Raw genomic sequence first — 14,894 nt, forward strand, 5'->3', positions numbered from 1 at the left:
CAGTCCGATCTGCCCCGCCTCAGGAGAGTCGTCCGTGACCGTTGCCATCACCCCGCCCGAGACCCCCGTCGCCCCGGCGCCCCTGTCCGACCTGGTCGCGCGGGACGCGCGGGAGTTCGGGGCGTACGCCCGGACCGGAGGGTGGGCCTTCGGGCTGAAGGTGGCGCGCAGTGTGCGGCCCGGCGGTCAGGGCGCGGACGAGACGCCGAAGGTGTCCGCGAAGGAGTTCGCCGAACTCGCCGGCTGCTCCCCGGAGCGGGTCATGCGCTACTACAAGGCGTGGGACCGGGCGGCGGACGACGGCATGGTTCCGCACTTCGAGGCGCTGACGCCGGGTCAGGAGGTGGACCTGCCGGACGCCGACGTGTGGCTGAGCTACTACGTCTCCCGCAACAGCGCCACGTCCGAGCGCGGCACCGCCATCTCCGAGGCCGCCGAGGCGGAGGGCATCCGGCCCACCAAGGCCCTGGAGGTGGCGGAGAACCCCACCGCGCTGCGCGCCGCGATCCTCGCCGACCCCTCCACCGCACGTGCCGCCCGCCAGGCCCTGCTGGACCGGGTCCGCGAGGACCCGGACCTGCAGTCGGAGCTGGCCCGTGACGTGGTGCGCACCGACGAGCTGAAGAAGGCCGTCGCCGGGGAGAGCAGGGCGGCCGACCGGATCGGTTACGTGCGCCAGATCGCCGAGTCGGGGCAGATCAAGACGCCCGCCGGGCAGACCGTCGACGCCCCCGCCGACCTGCGCCAGGAGGCCGAGCGGCACCTGTCGCTCATCGACGAGCTCGACGAGGGCGAGGACGCCGGCGAGTGGGCCGCCGAGGCGTACGACACGATGAAGTCCCTCGTCGTCGAGGTCGTGGAGACGGACCCGGGGCTGCGGGTGCAGGAGCGGCGCACGAAGTTCTACAGCAGCCTCCAGAAGGCCACCAAGGTGTTCGAGGAGCTCACCTTCGACGACGCCGGGGAGTTCTACGAGGACGACATGGTGCAGCGTCTGGAGGATCTGCAGCGGGCCGTCGCGGTGTGCATCGAGTCACTGCGCGGCGCTCGCGGGAATCACCCGGTCGGCTGAGCATTCCGGCGAAATCGGGGGTACTAGAGGGCTCTACGTCGGTTCTTCCCGGAGGCCCCCTCGTGAACTCGTTCGTCCACAAGACCCTGGTGGTGCAGCTCCAGGCGGGCGACACGGACCGTTTCTCCGTGCTCGCCCACCTGAGCTACGACGCAGCGGACCCGTTCGCCGTCACCGTGGTCTTCAGCCATGACGGCCGCGTTCTCGCCCGGTGGCAGCTGGACCGGGAGATGCTCGGTGACGCGCTGCGGCGTCCGGTCGGGGTGGGCGACGTGCGGATGCGCCCTCAAGCGCGAGGGATGTGGCAGGAACTGCGCCTGGAGTTCTTCGGCGACGCCCACACCGACGGCGGCCGCCACCACGCCGTGGTGTTCGCCTGGGCGCCGGGGTTCGCGGCGTTCCTGCGCGAGACCTACGAGGTGGTGCGGCCGGGCAGCGAGGAGGTCCATGTCGACGACTTCCTGGCGGGCGTGCTCGCCGGGGGCTGAACCGCGGCCGGTCTGAGTAGGCGTACTCATGCCGAGGGCCCGCTCCCGGCCGGACGATGGGCTGCCTCGAAAGGAGCCCGCCATGTCCGCTGTGTCCGACGTACGTCCGGGTCACCGGCCGTTGCTGCCCGCCGTCCTCGCCTGGGGTGTGCTCGCGGTGCTGGCCCTGTCCGGGTGGAACCCGCACGACCGCATGACCTGGTTCCTGGAGGTCGTGTGGGTCGTCGTGGGTCTGCCACTGCTGGTGCTGACCCGGCGGCGCTTCCCGCTCACCGGTCTGTTGTGCTGCCTGCTGGCCGCCCACGCCGTGGTGCTGATGGTGGGCGGCCACTACACCTACGCCGAGGTGCCGCTCGGCGACCGGGTCCGGGACACCTTCGGTCTGGATCGCAATCCCTATGACCGGTTCGGCCACCTGGTGCAAGGCTTCGTCCCGGCCTTGCTGGTGCGCGAGCTGCTGGTGCGCACCTCGCCGCTGCGCGGCAGCCGCTGGCTCGCTCCGCTGACCGTGTGCGCGTGTCTGGCCTTCAGTGCCGTCTTCGAGATGCTCGAGTGGGCGGCCGCCGTGGCCGCAGGGCACTCGGCCGACGCCTTTCTGGCCACCCAGGGCGACGTGTGGGACACGCAGTGGGACATGTTCTGCGCGCTGGTCGGGGCCACCGCCTCATTGCTGCTGCTCAGCCGGGTGCACGACCGGCAGCTGGCGGCGGTGCCGTCACTTCGACGTGTAGCGGTGCCGGGTCCACAGCGGCAGGACGAACCAGCACAGCAGGTACCAGCCGACCACACCGGCGACCAGGTAGGGCACGAAACCGTCGTGCGTGGCCACGCGCAGGATGAGCAGCAGTGAGGCGGTGGTCGTGGCGAGCAGCAGCACGAGGCCGAGCAGGGTGAACCGGGAGGCCAGCTGGACCGCCTGGGGTTTGACGCGCCGCCCGGCGACGAGGCGATGCAGGGCCACCGGGCCGATGAGCGCCCCGGTCGCGCAGGCACCGAGGACGACCGTCACGAGATAGATCGTCTGGTCGGTGCCGGAGAGGTCGTCGTACTTCTCGGTGAACACCACCGTGAGGAGGAAGCCGAAGAGGATCTGGACGCCCATCTGCGCCACGCGGACCTCCTGGATGAGCTCCTGCCACATCCGGTCCGCTCTCTCCTCCTCCGTCTCGTTGCGCCCCCGGCGCATGGCCCCGCCCTCTGCCGCGTCCGCCACTGTTCCTCCCGGTGTGAGACCTGAGCCCTCCTCCTTCACGGGTTCCCCGGAACGAGTCGCCGTCCCGCGGGCCCCCGGGAGCGGTTTGAGCGACCCGGGGACGGTTACACGGACGGCGCGAATGACGCAGAACCTAGGAGGTCGTGGACTCATGTCCGGAACGCAGCTCACCGTTACGCTCAGCGGCGGAGGCGCCGACGACGCGCGAGCGGTCGTCCGGGCCCTGGAAGGCACGTTCGGGTCGCCCGACGAGCTTCCCGCCGACGAGAACGCGACGGTCCACACGGCGACCTTCGACGGGGAGACGGACGCGCGTCCCGCCGGCGGCGACGGAGCGGGTCCCGGGCGGCTGTCCGCACCGGTGACCGTCACCGTGCAGGGCAGCCCGGAGGCCGTGCGGCGGGCGAGCGACACGCTCACCCGGGTCTTCACGGCACGCGACGACGGCGCCGCCTCCGGCGACCAGGAGCAGGAGAGGCAGCTGCTCCTGGAGCCGTGAGAGGCGACCTCACCAGCGGGACTCGACCTGGTCCTTGATGCGCCGGTCGTACAGGTCGCGGATCGCCGTCAGCGTCTCGCCGGGCAGTTGCGGGAGGCGGGCGGCGGCCGCGTTGGCCCGGGCCTGTTCGGGTGAGCGCGCGCCGGGGATCACGGTCGTGACGCCGGGCTGCTCGACGATCCAGCGCAGGGCCAGCTGGGCCGGGGTGTATCCCTCGGGGGCGAGCGCCGCGAACTCGGCGGCCGCCTCGACACCGGTGGCGTAGTCGACGCCGGAGAAGGTCTCGCCCTGGTCGAAGGCCTCGCCGTGCCGGTTGTAGGTGCGGTGGTCGTTCTCCGGGAAGACGGTGTCCCGGGTGTACTTGCCCGACAGCAGGCCGGAGGCCAGCGGCACCCGGGCGATGATGCCCACGCCCGCCTCGCGCGCGGCCGGGAGCACCTCGCGCAGGGGCTTCATGCGGAACGGGTTCAGGATGATCTGCACGCTCGCGACGTTGGGCCGGGCGATGGCGGTCAGCGCCTCCTCGCAGGTCTCGACGCTGACGCCGTAGGCGGCGACGCGCTCCTCCTCGACGAGGGTGTCGAGCGCGTCGAACACCTCGTTCGTGGAGTAGACGGGCGTCGGCGGGCAGTGCAACTGCACCAGGTCGATGCGGTCGACACCGAGGTTGCGCCGGGAGCGGTCGTTCCAGGCGCGGAAGTTGTCGAGCACGTAGTTCCCGGGGATCTGGTCGACCCGGCGGCCCATCTTCGTGGCGACCATGACGTGCAGGTCCGGGCGGCCGCTGAGGAACGAGGCGATGGTCTGCTCGCTGCGCCCGTCGCCGTAGACGTCGGCGGTGTCGAAGAAGGTCACCCCGGCTTCGGCCGCCGTCTCCAGTACCGCGAGGGCTTCCTTGTCGTCGACGTCTCCCCAGTCGGCCCCCAACTGCCAGGTGCCCAGACCGATGACGGAGGCGTGCTGACCCGACCTGTCGAATGTGCGCTCGTCCATGGGCGTCAGTCTGTCATCCGTCCCGGCGTCGCGCGGAACGTGGGACACGGCCACGGAGGGCGTAGTCGCACGACGGAGTGCGGGACGACGAGGAGGTGCTGGACGACGTCGTCCCGGCGGCGGTCGGCCGGGCCGCGTGGGCGGAGGCGGACCCGGCGCTGGACCGGCTCGATCCGCACCGCGTGTACGGCAACGCCTTCCTGGACCGGCTGTTCGGCTGACGCGGACGCACCCTAGGACGTGAGGTACGCCTGCACGGTCGGGGCGTACCGGTCCACCAGGGCGTCGACGGCGTGCGCCCGCACCTCGGTGCCGCGCGCGATGCCGTACATGACGCCGAGGCCGAGCAGGGTGGCGACGGCCAGTTCGGCGCGCAGGCCCGCGTCCGGACCGGTGAGCCGGGCGGTGAGGCGGTCGGTGACCTGGGTGCGGAAGTTGGCGCGCAGGATGTCGCCCTGCTCTCCGTGCAGGGGCGCGAAGACGATCCGCAGCAGGGGGTCGGCGCCCTGCTCGGACTGGCTGACCAGGACGTGCCGGACCATGTGGGGGCCGAGGTCGTCCAGCGGCGCTGCCAGCAGGGCGTCGGCGTCGGTCTCGAAGGACATGACCCGGGCGAAGAGCGTGTCCTTGTTGCCGAAGTACTTGAGGATCAGCGGCGGGCTCACCCCGGCGCGGTCGGCGACGGCCTTGAGGGTGATGTCGCCGTGCGCGTGCCGGGCCAGCAGGTAGCGGGCCGCTTTCAGGATGGCCGCCTTGGTCGACTCGGCGTCCCTGCGGGCGGGTGTGGGCGTGACGGGTGGAGTGCTCACGGCACTCATGCTCCCTCCATCGCCTCGTCGCGCGCGCCCCGGATGCGCTCCCGGGCCTGATCCGGGCCGTCCGTGACGTCCGGTGCGCGGTCGCCGGGGATGCACAGCGCCGCCGCGGCGGCGACCAGCGCGACCGCGCCGGCCATCGCGAACGCCAGCAGGTAGCCGTGCAGGGTGGGCACCGGTACGCCGCCGACCGGACTGGTGTGGTGCACCAGGACGGCGGCCACGGCGGCGCTGGAGCCGGCCTGGCCGATCGTGCGCATCAGGACGTTGACCCCGTTGGCGGAGGCGGTCTGCTCGGGCGGCACGGCCCGAAGGATGAGGGTGGGCAGCGCCGAGTAGGCCAGCGTGGTGCCGATCGCGACGACCGTGGCACCCGCGATGATCATCCACAGCTCGCGGCTGTCGGCGATGCGCACGGCGTACCCGGCGGCGATGACCGTCGCCCCGAGGGCCAGGGTGATGCGCGGACCGCGCGCCGCGGAGATCCGGGCGGAGACGGGCGACAGCAGGAGCATGACGATGCCGCTGGGCAGCAGGCACAGGCCGGTGGCGACGATGGACAGCCCGAGTCCGTACCCGGTGGCCACGGGCGCCTGCACCAGCTGGGCGGTGACGAGGGTGTTGGCGTAGAAGGCGAACCCGGCGAGCAGCGCGGCCACATGGGACAGGCCGACCCGGGGCTGCCCCACCAAGCGCAGGTCCACCAGCGGCCGTTCGGTCCGGAGCTGCTGCCACGACCACAGCGCGAGCACGACGACGGCGGCGGCGAACAGTCCCACGACTCGGGCGCCGGCCCAGCCCCACTGCCCGCCCTGCGACACCCCGAGCAGCAGGCAGACGAGCCCGGTGGCCAGCCCGATCGTGCCCGGGACGTCGAAGCGGCCGGGCTCGCGCACCGGCGACTCGCGCACGGCCCACCACACCAGGGTCACGCCCGTCGCGCCGAGGGCGCTGGTCACCCAGAACATGGTGTGCCAGTTCGCGTACTGCACGATCACCGCGGCGAGCGGCAGACCGAGCGCGGCGCCGATGCCGACGGTGGAGCTCATCAGCGCCACGGCCGATCCCCGGCGCTGCGGGGGCAGTTCGTCCCGCAGGATGCTGATGGACAGCGGGACGACCGCCGCGGCGGCTCCGGAGAGGGCGCGGGCGGCGATGAGCACGACGATGTCGGAGGTCAGGGCGCACAGGACCGAGCCGGCGGTCATCAGCCCGAGGGCCGCCATGAGGACGCGCCGCTTGCCGTACATGTCGCCGGCCCGGCCCAGGACCGGGGTGAGGACCGCGCCGGAGAGCAGGGTGGCCGTCACCATCCAGGAGACCGCGCCCGCCGAGGCGCCGGTGAGCCGGGGCAGGTCGGGCAGCAGAGGCACGACGACGGTCTGCATGACGGCCATGAGGATGCCGCCGAACGCGAGCACGGGGACGGTGAGCCGTTCCCGAAGGGTGCTCGCACGGGGCGGCTCGGGTATCGCGGCGGTCTGGTCCATCGGCTCTCCAGCGGGCAGCGCCGGGCGAGGGCGCGGGTGAATTGCTATTCACCCTAGCCGGTGAATAGCAATTCACCCAAGGCCGGGGCGGGCTATTCCCGCGAGGCCAGTGACCGTGCGTGCATGGTTCGCGCGACCTTCGGCCCCAGCCAGCGCTTGAACCGCAGCAGTGGTTCCAGTTGCCCTGCCGCCCGGTCGAGCCGGTAGTACAGCTGGGGCGGGACGTAGGGCAGCAGGGGCGAGTGACGCTGGCCGAGCAGGGCGAACATGCGCTCCGGGGGCAGGTGCATGTAGCGCGGCAGGTTCTCGTACCACTGGGCGCTGTAGCGGGCCGCGCTCTGCACGGGGAGGAGGGCCGCCTTGCGTTCCCGCTCGTAGCGGGCGAGGGCCTGCGGGAGCTCGGGGTGCTCGCGCAGCGCGGCGGCCAGGGCGATCGCGTCCTCCAGGGCGAGCGTGGTGCCGGCGCCGATGGAGTAGTGGGTGCTGTGGGCGGCGTCACCGAGCAGGACGAGGTTGCCGTGGTGCCAGCTGTCGTTGGTCAGGGTGCGGAAGGTCTGCCACGGGGTGCCGCCGGGGCGGCCCAGCAGGGGGTGCCCGTCCAGGACGTCCGCGAAGAGCTTCTCCAGCAGGGCGCGGCCGTCGGCCTCGCTCGCGCGGTCGAGACCGAGGCCGGTCCAGGTCTCGGGTGCGCATTCGACGACACAGGTGCTGCGGTCGGGGCCGTAGCCGTAGCCGTAGCACCAGATCCAGCCGTGGGCTGTTTCCACGAAGGCGAAGGTGAAGGCGTCGAAGACCTTGGTGGTGCCGAGCCAGACGAAGTGGTTGCGCCCGGGCGTGAGCCGGCTGCCGAAGTGCGTGGCGTGGCGGGTGCGCAGGGCACTGCGGACGCCGTCGGCCGCCACGATCAGGTCGGTGCCGGAGGGCAGGTCGCCGGCGGTGACCTCGCGCTCGTACTCCAGGCGTACGCCGAGATCGCGGGCCCGGGCGGCGAGGATCTCCAGCAGCCGGTGGCGGCCGATGCCGTGGCCCTGGTCGCCGCTGTGCCGGGTCGTCAGGTCCCGGACGTGGGCGACGCCTTCGCTCCACCGGACCGAGTCGGCATCGAGGACGTCCGCCGAGTCGGGGTCCTGCTCGTGGAGCCGGTCGAGCAGATGGCGCCAGTACGTCACGCCCCAGCCGTACGTGGAGCCCTCCGGATCGCGTTCGTAGACGGTGACGTCGTGGGACGGGTCCTGCCGCTTGAGCAGGATCGAGAGATACAGACCGGCGGGCCCGCCGCCGACACAGGCGACCTTCACGAACACCCCTGAGAATTACCGAGAGCTGTCGATTGCGGACGCAGAGTAGCAGGAGCCGGGCACCTCCCACCGGACCGCCGAATCGCGCCAGTTTCGCGGCGTGACGCGTACCACGAGCCTCGGACCGCACGGGCAGAAACATCCGCCACAGCACCCCCCGCGGGTGGAATTTCCCCTTCCGTACGGGCACACAGCCCCCTCTGGGCAAGATCATCTTCGTTCAACGTTGCATGACATAAGGGGAATTGCCCGGATCGCAGCCAACCGGCTCGCGTGGATTTCTCCCGGTAGCGGGCGGGCCGGTAGGCATGCGGGGTCATCAACCCGATCCACCCAGGAGGTCCGTATGCCGGAACTCAGCCGTCGCACCGCGCTCACCGCCGCGGCCGTCCTCGCCACCGGCGCGGGGACGTTGTCAGCCGTCATCCCCGCCTCGGCCGCCGAGCACCACGACTCCCCCGGGAGCTTCGACGAGGTCTACAAGGGTCGCCGGATACAGGGCCGTCCGGCCACCGGGTCCGGTCACCACGGGCACCACGGCGGGGGCTACGCGGTGTTCGTCGACGGGGTCGAGCTGCACATGATGCGCAACGCCGACGGCAGCTGGATCAGTGTCGTCAGCCACTACGACCCGGTGGCCACCCCACGCGCCGCCGCCCGCGCCGCGGTGGACGAGCTGCAGGGCGCACCCCTGCTGCCCTTCCCCGCCAACTGACCCGCACCGCAAGGCATCTGGAGCACCCGCACATGGCTGTCCGCAAGAACCAGTCCACCCTGACCGCTGACGAGAAGCGGCGCTTCGTCGCCGCGCTGCTGGAGCTGAAGCGCAGCGGCCGCTACGACGAGTTCGTCACGACGCACAACGCGTTCATCGTCTCCGACACCGACGACGGCGAGCGGACCGGGCACCGCTCACCGTCCTTCCTGCCCTGGCACCGAAGATTCCTCCTGGAGTTCGAGCGGGCGCTGCAGTCGGTGGACGCGTCGGTGTCGCTGCCGTACTGGGACTGGACCGTCGACCGTACGCCGCGCGCCTCTCTGTGGGCGCCCGACTTCCTCGGCGGCACCGGGCGGGAGCGGGACGGCCGGGTGACGGACGGCGCGTTCTCAGCGTCCGGCGGGAACTGGCCGATCAACGTGCGGGTCGACAGCCGTACGTTCCTGCGACGCTCCCTCGGTTCCGGGACGCGCGAGTTGCCGACGCGGGCCGACGTCGAGTCGGTGCTCGCGATGTCCACGTACGACATGGCGCCCTGGAACAGCGGCTCGGACGGCTTCCGCAACCACCTCGAAGGGTGGCGGGGCGTCAACCTGCACAATCGCGTCCATGTCTGGGTCGGCGGGCAGATGGCCACCGGGGTGTCCCCCAACGACCCGGTGTTCTGGCTGCACCACGCCTACATAGACAAGCTGTGGGCCGAGTGGCAGCGCCGGCACCCCGGCTCCGGCTATCTGCCGGCCGCGGGCACGCCGAACGTGATCGACCTCAACGAGACGATGCGGCCGTGGCACGACATGAGCCCGGCGGACCTGCTGGACCACACCCCGCACTACACGTTCGACGTCTGATCAGACGGTCGCACCCGTGCGGCACTCCGGGTGGCCCCAGCCGCTGTCGTTCTTGGCGATGGGCTCGCCGGCCGCGTAGGAGCGGCCGCAGAGGCACCGGCCGGGGAACTTCGCCTTGATCGTGCGCGCGGAGCCCTTCCCGCCCGCGGTCTTGGTGCCGCGGGCGGCGGCGCCGCGCGGGCGGGACCGGGGGGCCTTGGCCGGGGTGTCCGGGGCGGGCGGCGGCTCGGGGGAGCCGAGGCCGCTGCCCGCGGGCTCCTGGACCGTGGCGGCCTGGCTGGCGGCGCGGTCGGCGAAGTCGTTGAGCCGGTCGCCGTCGACCTGGTGGGCGGGGACGTAGCGGAACTCGACCGAGCGGCCGTCGAGGAGTTCGTCGATGCGCACCACGAGGTCCTGGTTGGCGACCGGCTTGCCCGCGGAGGTCTTCCAGCCGTTGCGCTTCCAGCCCGGCAGCCAGGTGGTGACGGCCTTCATCGCGTACTGCGAGTCCATCCGGATCTCGAGCGGCACGTCCGGCTCGGTCGCCGCCAGCAGGCGCTCCAGCGCGGTGAGTTCGGCGACGTTGTTGGTGGCCTTGCCGAGCGGCCCCGCCTCCCACCGCTGCGGCGTCTCGGAAGCGTCGGCGACGACCCAGGCCCAGCCGGCGGGTCCGGGATTTCCCTTCGAAGCCCCGTCACACGCGGCCACTACACGTTCACGCATGCGCTCGATCATGCCATGACCGCGGGAACCGTCCGGCCGGGAGGTCCGGGGTGCCTCAAACGGTCGCCCTCCTAGGCCACGTCGGTCAGCTGCGGCATCTCGCCCTCGGTCGTCGTGGTGTCGATCACCGAGAAGTTCGCGCCCTGGGGGTCGCTGATCGCCGCGAACCGGCCGAAGGGAGTGGTCATCGGGCCGAACCGCAGCACGCCACCGAGCTTGGTGGCCCTCGCCACGGCCTCGTCGCAGTCCTCGACCCCGAAGTAGACGTTGACGTACGGCCGCATCTCGGGCGGGAACTCCTCGCCCATCTTCATCCGGCCCAGCACGGTGCGCTCGCCCAGGTCGTAGATCCGGAAGTCCATCTCGCCGTCCCGCATGTCCCGCTGCCGGTAGGAGAAGACGGCGGGGAAGAACGCGTCGGACTTCTCCGGCTCGCGGGTGAAGACTTCCGCCCAGGTGTAGGCGCCGGGTTCTCCCATCGCCTGGAAACCCTCGTGGGTGCCCGCCTGCCAGACGCCGAAGACGACGCCGCCGGGGTCGCGGGCCAGGCACATGGTGCCGAAGTCGGCGACCCGCATCGGCTCCATCAGCACCTCGCCGCCGTGGTCGCGGATCCTGGCCGCGGTGGCGGCGGCGTCCTGGGACGCGAAGTAGAGGCACCACTGCGACAGGCCTTCCTGGCCGGGCATGGGTGGGACGACGGCGGCGACCGCCTTGCCGTTCGCGGAGGCCTGCGTGTAGGTGCCGAACTCCGCGGACGCCTCGGCAAACGTCCAGCCGAGGACCTCGCCGTAGAAGTTCTTGGCCCCTTCGAGGTCACTGAACATCGCGTCGGCCCAGCACGGGGTTCCCTCAGGTTGCACGGCCATGGCTGCGGCCCTCTCCGAACGAGTCGATCCGAGTGAGGTATGAGCGGAATCGTCCGCTTCCTCACGCTAGTCACCCGAGGGTCTGCTCGCGCGTCGAGCGGCCCCTCACACGGCGGGTGTCTTCCCTCCGGCGCCCGGCTGTGCTTGCCTGAGTGCCCTTTCGGTGGCCGGGGCGGGAGTTGCCGTATGCGCAAGCCGTGGGTCGTGGGGGTACTGCTGGCCGGGATGCTCCTCGGCGGGTGCGGGGATCCCGCAGCCGCACCCGAGGAGCCGGCACCGGCAGCACCGCGCGCGTCGACGACCACCCACCAGCGCGCCCCCGCCTCCTCCGGAGCGCTGCCGGGGAAGGCGCCCACGGTGCTGTACCTCGGGGACTCCCTCGCGATGGAGGGCCAGAAGGTCCTGGGCCAGGAGTTACGCCGGGACCTGAGGGCGAAGTACACCGGAGCCCCGTACTCCGGCACCACCCTGTGCGACTACCTGGAGGGCACGGCCGACCGCTCCCTGGTGCCGGCCGCCGACAAGGCCGCCGCGCTGGTACGCAGGCTGCGGCCCGACTTCGTGGTCCTGCAGTTCTGGGGGAACTCCTGGGGCTACACGCCGTGCATGGACGGCATCACCTACGACAAGTCCCCGGCCCGGTACTTCAGCCGCGCCGCCGACGCGCTGCGGCTCACCGAGCAGATCGCCGCGGCCGGAGGCGGCAGCCGCCCGAGGATCGTCTGGGTGTCGCAGGGCCCGGATCCGATCACCCCCGACCGGGTCCGGCGTGTCAACGCGCTCTACGAGAAGCGGGCCGCCGCCTCGGGGGACCTCGTGGCGGACGCCGGGAAGGCGGTCAGCCCGGCCGGCGGCCGTTACACCTGGACGCAGTCCCTGCCGTGCACGGCGTACGAGCGGGCCCGTCGCGGCCTGTGCACACAGCCCGGCCGTGACCGCACCGCCCTGCACCGCGACGACGACTCTCTGCACTTCTGCCTGGCCCCCACCACCAGCCGGCCGAAGCCCTGCCCGGTCCGCTCCCCCGGGATCCTGCGCCTCGCCCGGGTGGTCGCCAAAACCATTCGACAGGCGGCGCGTTGACCGCTCGAATGGGCGCCATGTGTGCAGTGCGAATGCATGAGGACGAGGTGGCCCTCGACGTCCCGCTGGTCGGCCGGCTGGTCGCGGAGCAGTTCCCGCAGTGGGCCGGACTGCCCCTGCGGCGCCTGGAGTCCTCCGGGACGGAGAACGCCATGTTCCGCCTCGGTGCGGACAAGGTCGTACGGCTCCCCCGGCACCCTCGCGCCGTGGAGGCCATCACCCACGAACTGCGCTGGCTGCCCAGGCTGGCCCCAGCGCTGCCCGCCGCCTCCCCCGAGCCCCTCGGGCGGGGCGAGCCGGACGGCCGGTTCCCCTGGCCCTGGTCGGTGTACGGCTGGCTGGACGGCCACAACCCGGTACCCGGCGCGCTCGAGGAACCCGTGCCGCTCGCCGAGGACCTGGCGGCGTACGTCACGGCCCTGCGCGGGATCGACGCGTCCAAGGGTCCGCCGGGCTACCGGGGAGTGCCGCTGGCGGCACGGGACCCGTTCCTGCGCGAGGCACTCGCGCAACTGGCGGGGCGGGTCGACACCGCCGCGGTGACGACGGCGTGGGAGGCGGCCCTGCGCGCCCCGGAGCACACGGGGCCGCCGGTGTGGGCCCACGGCGATCTGATGGCCGGGAACCTCCTGGTCAGGGGCGGACGGCTCAGCGCCGTGATCGACTTCGGCACGGTGGGGGTCGGCGATCCCGCCGTCGACCTCATCGGGGCCTGGTGCGTCCTGCCCGCCGAGGCCCGCGGCGTCCTGCGCGAGGCCGTGGGAGCCGACGAGGCCGAGTGGGCACGGGCCCGGGGCTGGGCCCTGTCGATCGCGGTCATCGCCCTGCCGTACTACTGGGACACGAACCCGCCGGTCGCGGAGAACTCCCGGCATGTGATCGGGGAGATCCTGGCCGAGACGGCGTAGAGCGAAGTCGGCGCAGGGGTGAAGACGACCCAGGGGCGGAGACGGCTCCGCCCCTGCGGGGGGGGTCACTCGCCCGCGTACGCCTTCTCCAGGGCGGCGATGTCGAACTTGCTCATCGCCATGAACGCCTGGGTGACGCGGGCCGCCTTCGCGGGGTCCGGGTCGGTGATCATCGCGTCGAGCCGGTCCGGGACGACCTGCCAGGACACACCGAACCGGTCCTTCAGCCAGCCGCAGGGGCCGGGCTCGCCGCCGTTCTCGGTGAGCTTCGCCCAGTAGTAGTCGATCTCCTCCTGGTTCTCGCAGAAGAGCATGAAGGAGGTGGCTTCGGTGAACGTGAACTCGGGGCCGCCGTTGAGCCCGAGGAAGCGGTGCCCGTTGGCCGTGAACTCGACGGTCATCACGGTGCCGGCGGCCTGGGGCGCTCCCTCGGGGTAGCGCGCGATCTTGCCGACGCTCGAGTTCTTGAAGACCGAGACGTAGAAATGGGCGGCCTCCTCCGCCTGGCCGTCGAACCAGAGACACGTGGTGAAACCGTCGGTGGTCATGAGTCCTCCTTCAGGCGTGGAACGCTGTCACCACTGTCGACCGGCCGGGGCCCCGGAACTCATCGGCCGGCCGGCCCGCAAATTCAGGTGGCCGCTACACCATTCGGAACTAGGCTCGCGGCCATGACGTCCACGCCCGCAGACAGCGGCATCCGTCCCTTCCACATCGACGTACCGCAGAGCGACCTCGACGACCTGCACGACCGACTCGACCGGGCGCGGTGGCCCGACGAGCTGCCCGGCGTGGGCTGGACGTACGGCGTCCCGTCGGGTTATCTGCGCGAGCTGGTGCGGTACTGGCGGCACGAGTACGACTGGCGGGCCGCCGAGGCGCGGCTCAACGCCTGGCCGCAGTTCACCACCGAGATCGACGGCGCGCGGGTGCACTTCGCGCACATCCGCTCCCCCGAGCCCGACGCCACCCCGCTGATCGTCACGCACGGCTGGCCGGGTTCGATCGTCGAGTTCGCCGACGTCGTGGGGCCGCTGACCGACCCGGCCGCCCACGGCGGCGATCCGGCCGACGCCTTCCACGTGGTGCTGCCGAGCATTCCCGGCTTCGGGTTCTCCGGCCCCACCCGGGAGACCGGCTGGGAGGCCCGCCGGATCGCCGACGCGTGGGCCGAGCTGATGACACGTCTCGGCTACGACAGGTTCGGCGCCCAGGGCGGTGACTGGGGTGCGGGCATCTCCCGCGAACTGGGCCGCGTCCACCCCGGCCGGGTCGTCGGCGTCCACCTCAATCTGCTGCCCGGCGGGCAGGCGGCCACCGAGCCGACGGCCGAGGAGCTGGAGGCGCTGAGTCCCGCGGAGCGGGAGCGCACGCTCATCTCCTGGCGCCGGTGGGAGAAGTGGTCCCGCGAGGGGACGGGCTACTTCCATGTGCAGTCCACCCGCCCACAGACCCTGTCCTACGCCCTCACGGACTCCCCCGTGGGCCAACTCGCCTGGATCGTCGAGAAGTTCCAGGAGTGGACGGACTCCGGGGAGGTGCCCGAGGAGGCCGTCGACCGGGACCTGATGCTCACGAACGTGATGCTGTACTGGCTGACGGGCACGGCGGGTTCGTCCGCGCGGGTCTACTACGAGCGCGCCCACGCCCGGGGCGTGCGGATCGCCGCCCCGCAGGAGCCCTCCACCGCGCCGACCGCGGTGGCGTCCTTCTTCGGCGACCCCCAGATCCCGCTGCGCCACAGGGCCGAGCGGACGGAGAACATCGTCCGCTGGACGGAGTTCGACCACGGCGGGCACTTCGCGGCGATGGAGAAGCCGGACCTGCTGGTCGGCGACGTGCGGGCGTTCTTCCGCCAATTGCGCGAGAAGGGCTGAGCGTTCGGGCTCTGCCGG

17 protein-coding genes and 1 pseudogene are annotated in these 14,894 nt (G+C 72.0%); 10 read left to right on the forward strand and 8 right to left on the reverse strand.

All coding sequences use genetic code 11. The features are described 5' to 3' along the window. Positions 1-34 precede the first annotated feature (34 nt). From QOL88_RS01835 to QOL88_RS01845, 3 genes and pseudogenes are all read left to right on the forward strand, one after another. Positions 35-1,072: a hypothetical protein gene (locus QOL88_RS01835; protein ID WP_179878736.1), complete on the forward strand. Its 1,038-nt coding sequence runs from the start codon at positions 35-37 to the stop codon at positions 1,070-1,072. Positions 1,073-1,134: 62 nt separating this feature from the next. Then, on the forward strand, positions 1,135-1,560 hold the full coding sequence (locus QOL88_RS01840) for an SsgA family sporulation/cell division regulator (RefSeq protein WP_097214764.1): 426 nt from the start codon (positions 1,135-1,137) through the stop codon (positions 1,558-1,560). 82 nt (positions 1,561-1,642) lie between these two features. Then, a pseudogene (locus QOL88_RS01845) lies at positions 1,643-2,275 on the forward strand (DUF2238 domain-containing protein); the annotation flags it as partial. On the opposite strand, the gene QOL88_RS01850 reads toward QOL88_RS01845, so the two are convergent. Continuing rightward, positions 2,276-2,773 (reverse strand): DUF6328 family protein, encoded by a 498-nt coding sequence (locus tag QOL88_RS01850; RefSeq protein WP_257027383.1) that lies wholly within the window; start codon positions 2,771-2,773, stop codon positions 2,276-2,278. A 151-nt stretch (positions 2,774-2,924) separates the two neighbouring features. On the opposite strand from QOL88_RS01850, the gene QOL88_RS01855 reads away from it, so the two are divergent. Next, positions 2,925-3,272, forward strand: a complete 348-nt coding sequence (locus tag QOL88_RS01855) for a hypothetical protein (RefSeq protein ID WP_097214767.1) — start codon at positions 2,925-2,927, stop codon at positions 3,270-3,272. A gap of 9 nt (positions 3,273-3,281) precedes the next feature. Here QOL88_RS01855 and QOL88_RS01860 read toward each other — a convergent pair whose 3' ends face one another. Further along, complete coding sequence (locus tag QOL88_RS01860) at positions 3,282-4,265, reverse strand: aldo/keto reductase (protein WP_097214768.1); 984 nt, start codon at positions 4,263-4,265, stop codon at positions 3,282-3,284. 77 nt (positions 4,266-4,342) lie between these two features. Here QOL88_RS01860 and QOL88_RS01865 point away from each other — a divergent pair, with 77 nt between their 5' ends. After that, on the forward strand, positions 4,343-4,486 hold the full coding sequence (locus tag QOL88_RS01865) for a hypothetical protein (protein WP_107426730.1): 144 nt from the start codon (positions 4,343-4,345) through the stop codon (positions 4,484-4,486). 12 nt (positions 4,487-4,498) lie between these two features. On the opposite strand, the gene QOL88_RS01870 is transcribed toward QOL88_RS01865, so the two are convergent. The 3 genes from QOL88_RS01870 to QOL88_RS01880 form a co-directional block, all read right to left on the reverse strand. Continuing rightward, the gene (locus tag QOL88_RS01870; RefSeq protein ID WP_097214769.1) at positions 4,499-5,083 is read right to left on the reverse strand and encodes a TetR/AcrR family transcriptional regulator; all 585 of its coding nucleotides are present in this window, start codon (positions 5,081-5,083) and stop codon (positions 4,499-4,501) included. Beyond that, positions 5,080-6,570: an MFS transporter gene (locus QOL88_RS01875; RefSeq protein ID WP_097214770.1), complete on the reverse strand. Its 1,491-nt coding sequence runs from the start codon at positions 6,568-6,570 to the stop codon at positions 5,080-5,082. The genes QOL88_RS01870 and QOL88_RS01875 overlap by 4 nt, the downstream gene beginning before the upstream one ends. A 92-nt stretch (positions 6,571-6,662) precedes the next feature. Continuing rightward, on the reverse strand, positions 6,663-7,874 hold the full coding sequence (locus QOL88_RS01880; protein WP_097214771.1) for an FAD-dependent monooxygenase: 1,212 nt from the start codon (positions 7,872-7,874) through the stop codon (positions 6,663-6,665). 340 nt (positions 7,875-8,214) lie between these two features. Here QOL88_RS01880 and melC1 point away from each other — a divergent pair, with 340 nt between their 5' ends. Both melC1 and melC2 read left to right on the forward strand, forming a co-directional pair. Then, positions 8,215-8,583, forward strand: coding sequence for an apotyrosinase chaperone MelC1 (gene melC1 / locus QOL88_RS01885; protein ID WP_097214772.1), 369 nt, complete (start codon positions 8,215-8,217; stop codon positions 8,581-8,583). 32 nt (positions 8,584-8,615) lie between these two features. Then, positions 8,616-9,437 carry a tyrosinase MelC2 gene (gene melC2 / locus QOL88_RS01890; RefSeq protein WP_097214773.1) on the forward strand — a complete coding sequence of 274 codons (822 nt, stop codon included), beginning with the start codon at positions 8,616-8,618 and terminating at the stop codon, positions 9,435-9,437. Here the strand turns inward: melC2 and QOL88_RS01895 are convergent, their stop codons facing one another. Both QOL88_RS01895 and QOL88_RS01900 read right to left on the reverse strand, forming a co-directional pair. Continuing rightward, positions 9,438-10,151, reverse strand: coding sequence for a ribonuclease H family protein (locus QOL88_RS01895; protein WP_097214774.1), 714 nt, complete (start codon positions 10,149-10,151; stop codon positions 9,438-9,440). 59 nt (positions 10,152-10,210) lie between these two features. Beyond that, complete coding sequence (locus QOL88_RS01900; RefSeq protein ID WP_097214775.1) at positions 10,211-11,008, reverse strand: VOC family protein; 798 nt, start codon at positions 11,006-11,008, stop codon at positions 10,211-10,213. Positions 11,009-11,194: 186 nt separating this feature from the next. On the opposite strand from QOL88_RS01900, the gene QOL88_RS01905 reads away from it, so the two are divergent. Together QOL88_RS01905 and QOL88_RS01910 are read left to right on the forward strand one after the other, a co-directional pair. Continuing rightward, the gene (locus QOL88_RS01905; protein ID WP_097214776.1) at positions 11,195-12,091 is read left to right on the forward strand and encodes an SGNH/GDSL hydrolase family protein; all 897 of its coding nucleotides are present in this window, start codon (positions 11,195-11,197) and stop codon (positions 12,089-12,091) included. A 17-nt stretch (positions 12,092-12,108) separates the two neighbouring features. Next, positions 12,109-12,999, forward strand: coding sequence for an aminoglycoside phosphotransferase family protein (locus QOL88_RS01910; RefSeq protein ID WP_097222810.1), 891 nt, complete (start codon positions 12,109-12,111; stop codon positions 12,997-12,999). Positions 13,000-13,064: 65 nt separating this feature from the next. On the opposite strand, the gene QOL88_RS01915 is transcribed toward QOL88_RS01910, so the two are convergent. Beyond that, complete coding sequence (locus QOL88_RS01915; protein WP_097214777.1) at positions 13,065-13,547, reverse strand: VOC family protein; 483 nt, start codon at positions 13,545-13,547, stop codon at positions 13,065-13,067. A 123-nt stretch (positions 13,548-13,670) separates the two neighbouring features. Here QOL88_RS01915 and QOL88_RS01920 point away from each other — a divergent pair, with 123 nt between their 5' ends. Next, positions 13,671-14,876: an epoxide hydrolase family protein gene (locus QOL88_RS01920; RefSeq protein WP_097214778.1), complete on the forward strand. Its 1,206-nt coding sequence runs from the start codon at positions 13,671-13,673 to the stop codon at positions 14,874-14,876. The last annotated feature ends 18 nt before the right edge of the window (positions 14,877-14,894 follow it).

The sequence above is a fragment of the Streptomyces sp. Ag82_O1-12 genome (assembly GCF_900182715.1).
In the GTDB taxonomy this organism is placed as follows: Bacteria; Actinomycetota; Actinomycetes; order Streptomycetales; family Streptomycetaceae; genus Streptomyces; species Streptomyces massasporeus.

Coding starts and splice junctions, on each gene's coding strand:
- QOL88_RS01855 (WP_097214767.1), top strand. CDS start 2,925: ATGTCCGGAACGCAGCTCACCGTTACGCTCAGCGGCGGAGGCGCCGAC.
- QOL88_RS01860 (WP_097214768.1), bottom strand. CDS start 4,265: ATGGACGAGCGCACATTCGACAGGTCGGGTCAGCACGCCTCCGTCATC.
- QOL88_RS01870 (WP_097214769.1), bottom strand. CDS start 5,083: ATGAGTGCCGTGAGCACTCCACCCGTCACGCCCACACCCGCCCGCAGG.
- QOL88_RS01875 (WP_097214770.1), bottom strand. CDS start 6,570: ATGGACCAGACCGCCGCGATACCCGAGCCGCCCCGTGCGAGCACCCTT.
- melC1 (WP_097214772.1), top strand. CDS start 8,215: ATGCCGGAACTCAGCCGTCGCACCGCGCTCACCGCCGCGGCCGTCCTC.
- melC2 (WP_097214773.1), top strand. CDS start 8,616: ATGGCTGTCCGCAAGAACCAGTCCACCCTGACCGCTGACGAGAAGCGG.
- QOL88_RS01895 (WP_097214774.1), bottom strand. CDS start 10,151: ATGATCGAGCGCATGCGTGAACGTGTAGTGGCCGCGTGTGACGGGGCT.
- QOL88_RS01900 (WP_097214775.1), bottom strand. CDS start 11,008: ATGGCCGTGCAACCTGAGGGAACCCCGTGCTGGGCCGACGCGATGTTC.
- QOL88_RS01905 (WP_097214776.1), top strand. CDS start 11,195: ATGCGCAAGCCGTGGGTCGTGGGGGTACTGCTGGCCGGGATGCTCCTC.
- QOL88_RS01910 (WP_097222810.1), top strand. CDS start 12,109: ATGTGTGCAGTGCGAATGCATGAGGACGAGGTGGCCCTCGACGTCCCG.
- QOL88_RS01915 (WP_097214777.1), bottom strand. CDS start 13,547: ATGACCACCGACGGTTTCACCACGTGTCTCTGGTTCGACGGCCAGGCG.
- QOL88_RS01920 (WP_097214778.1), top strand. CDS start 13,671: ATGACGTCCACGCCCGCAGACAGCGGCATCCGTCCCTTCCACATCGAC.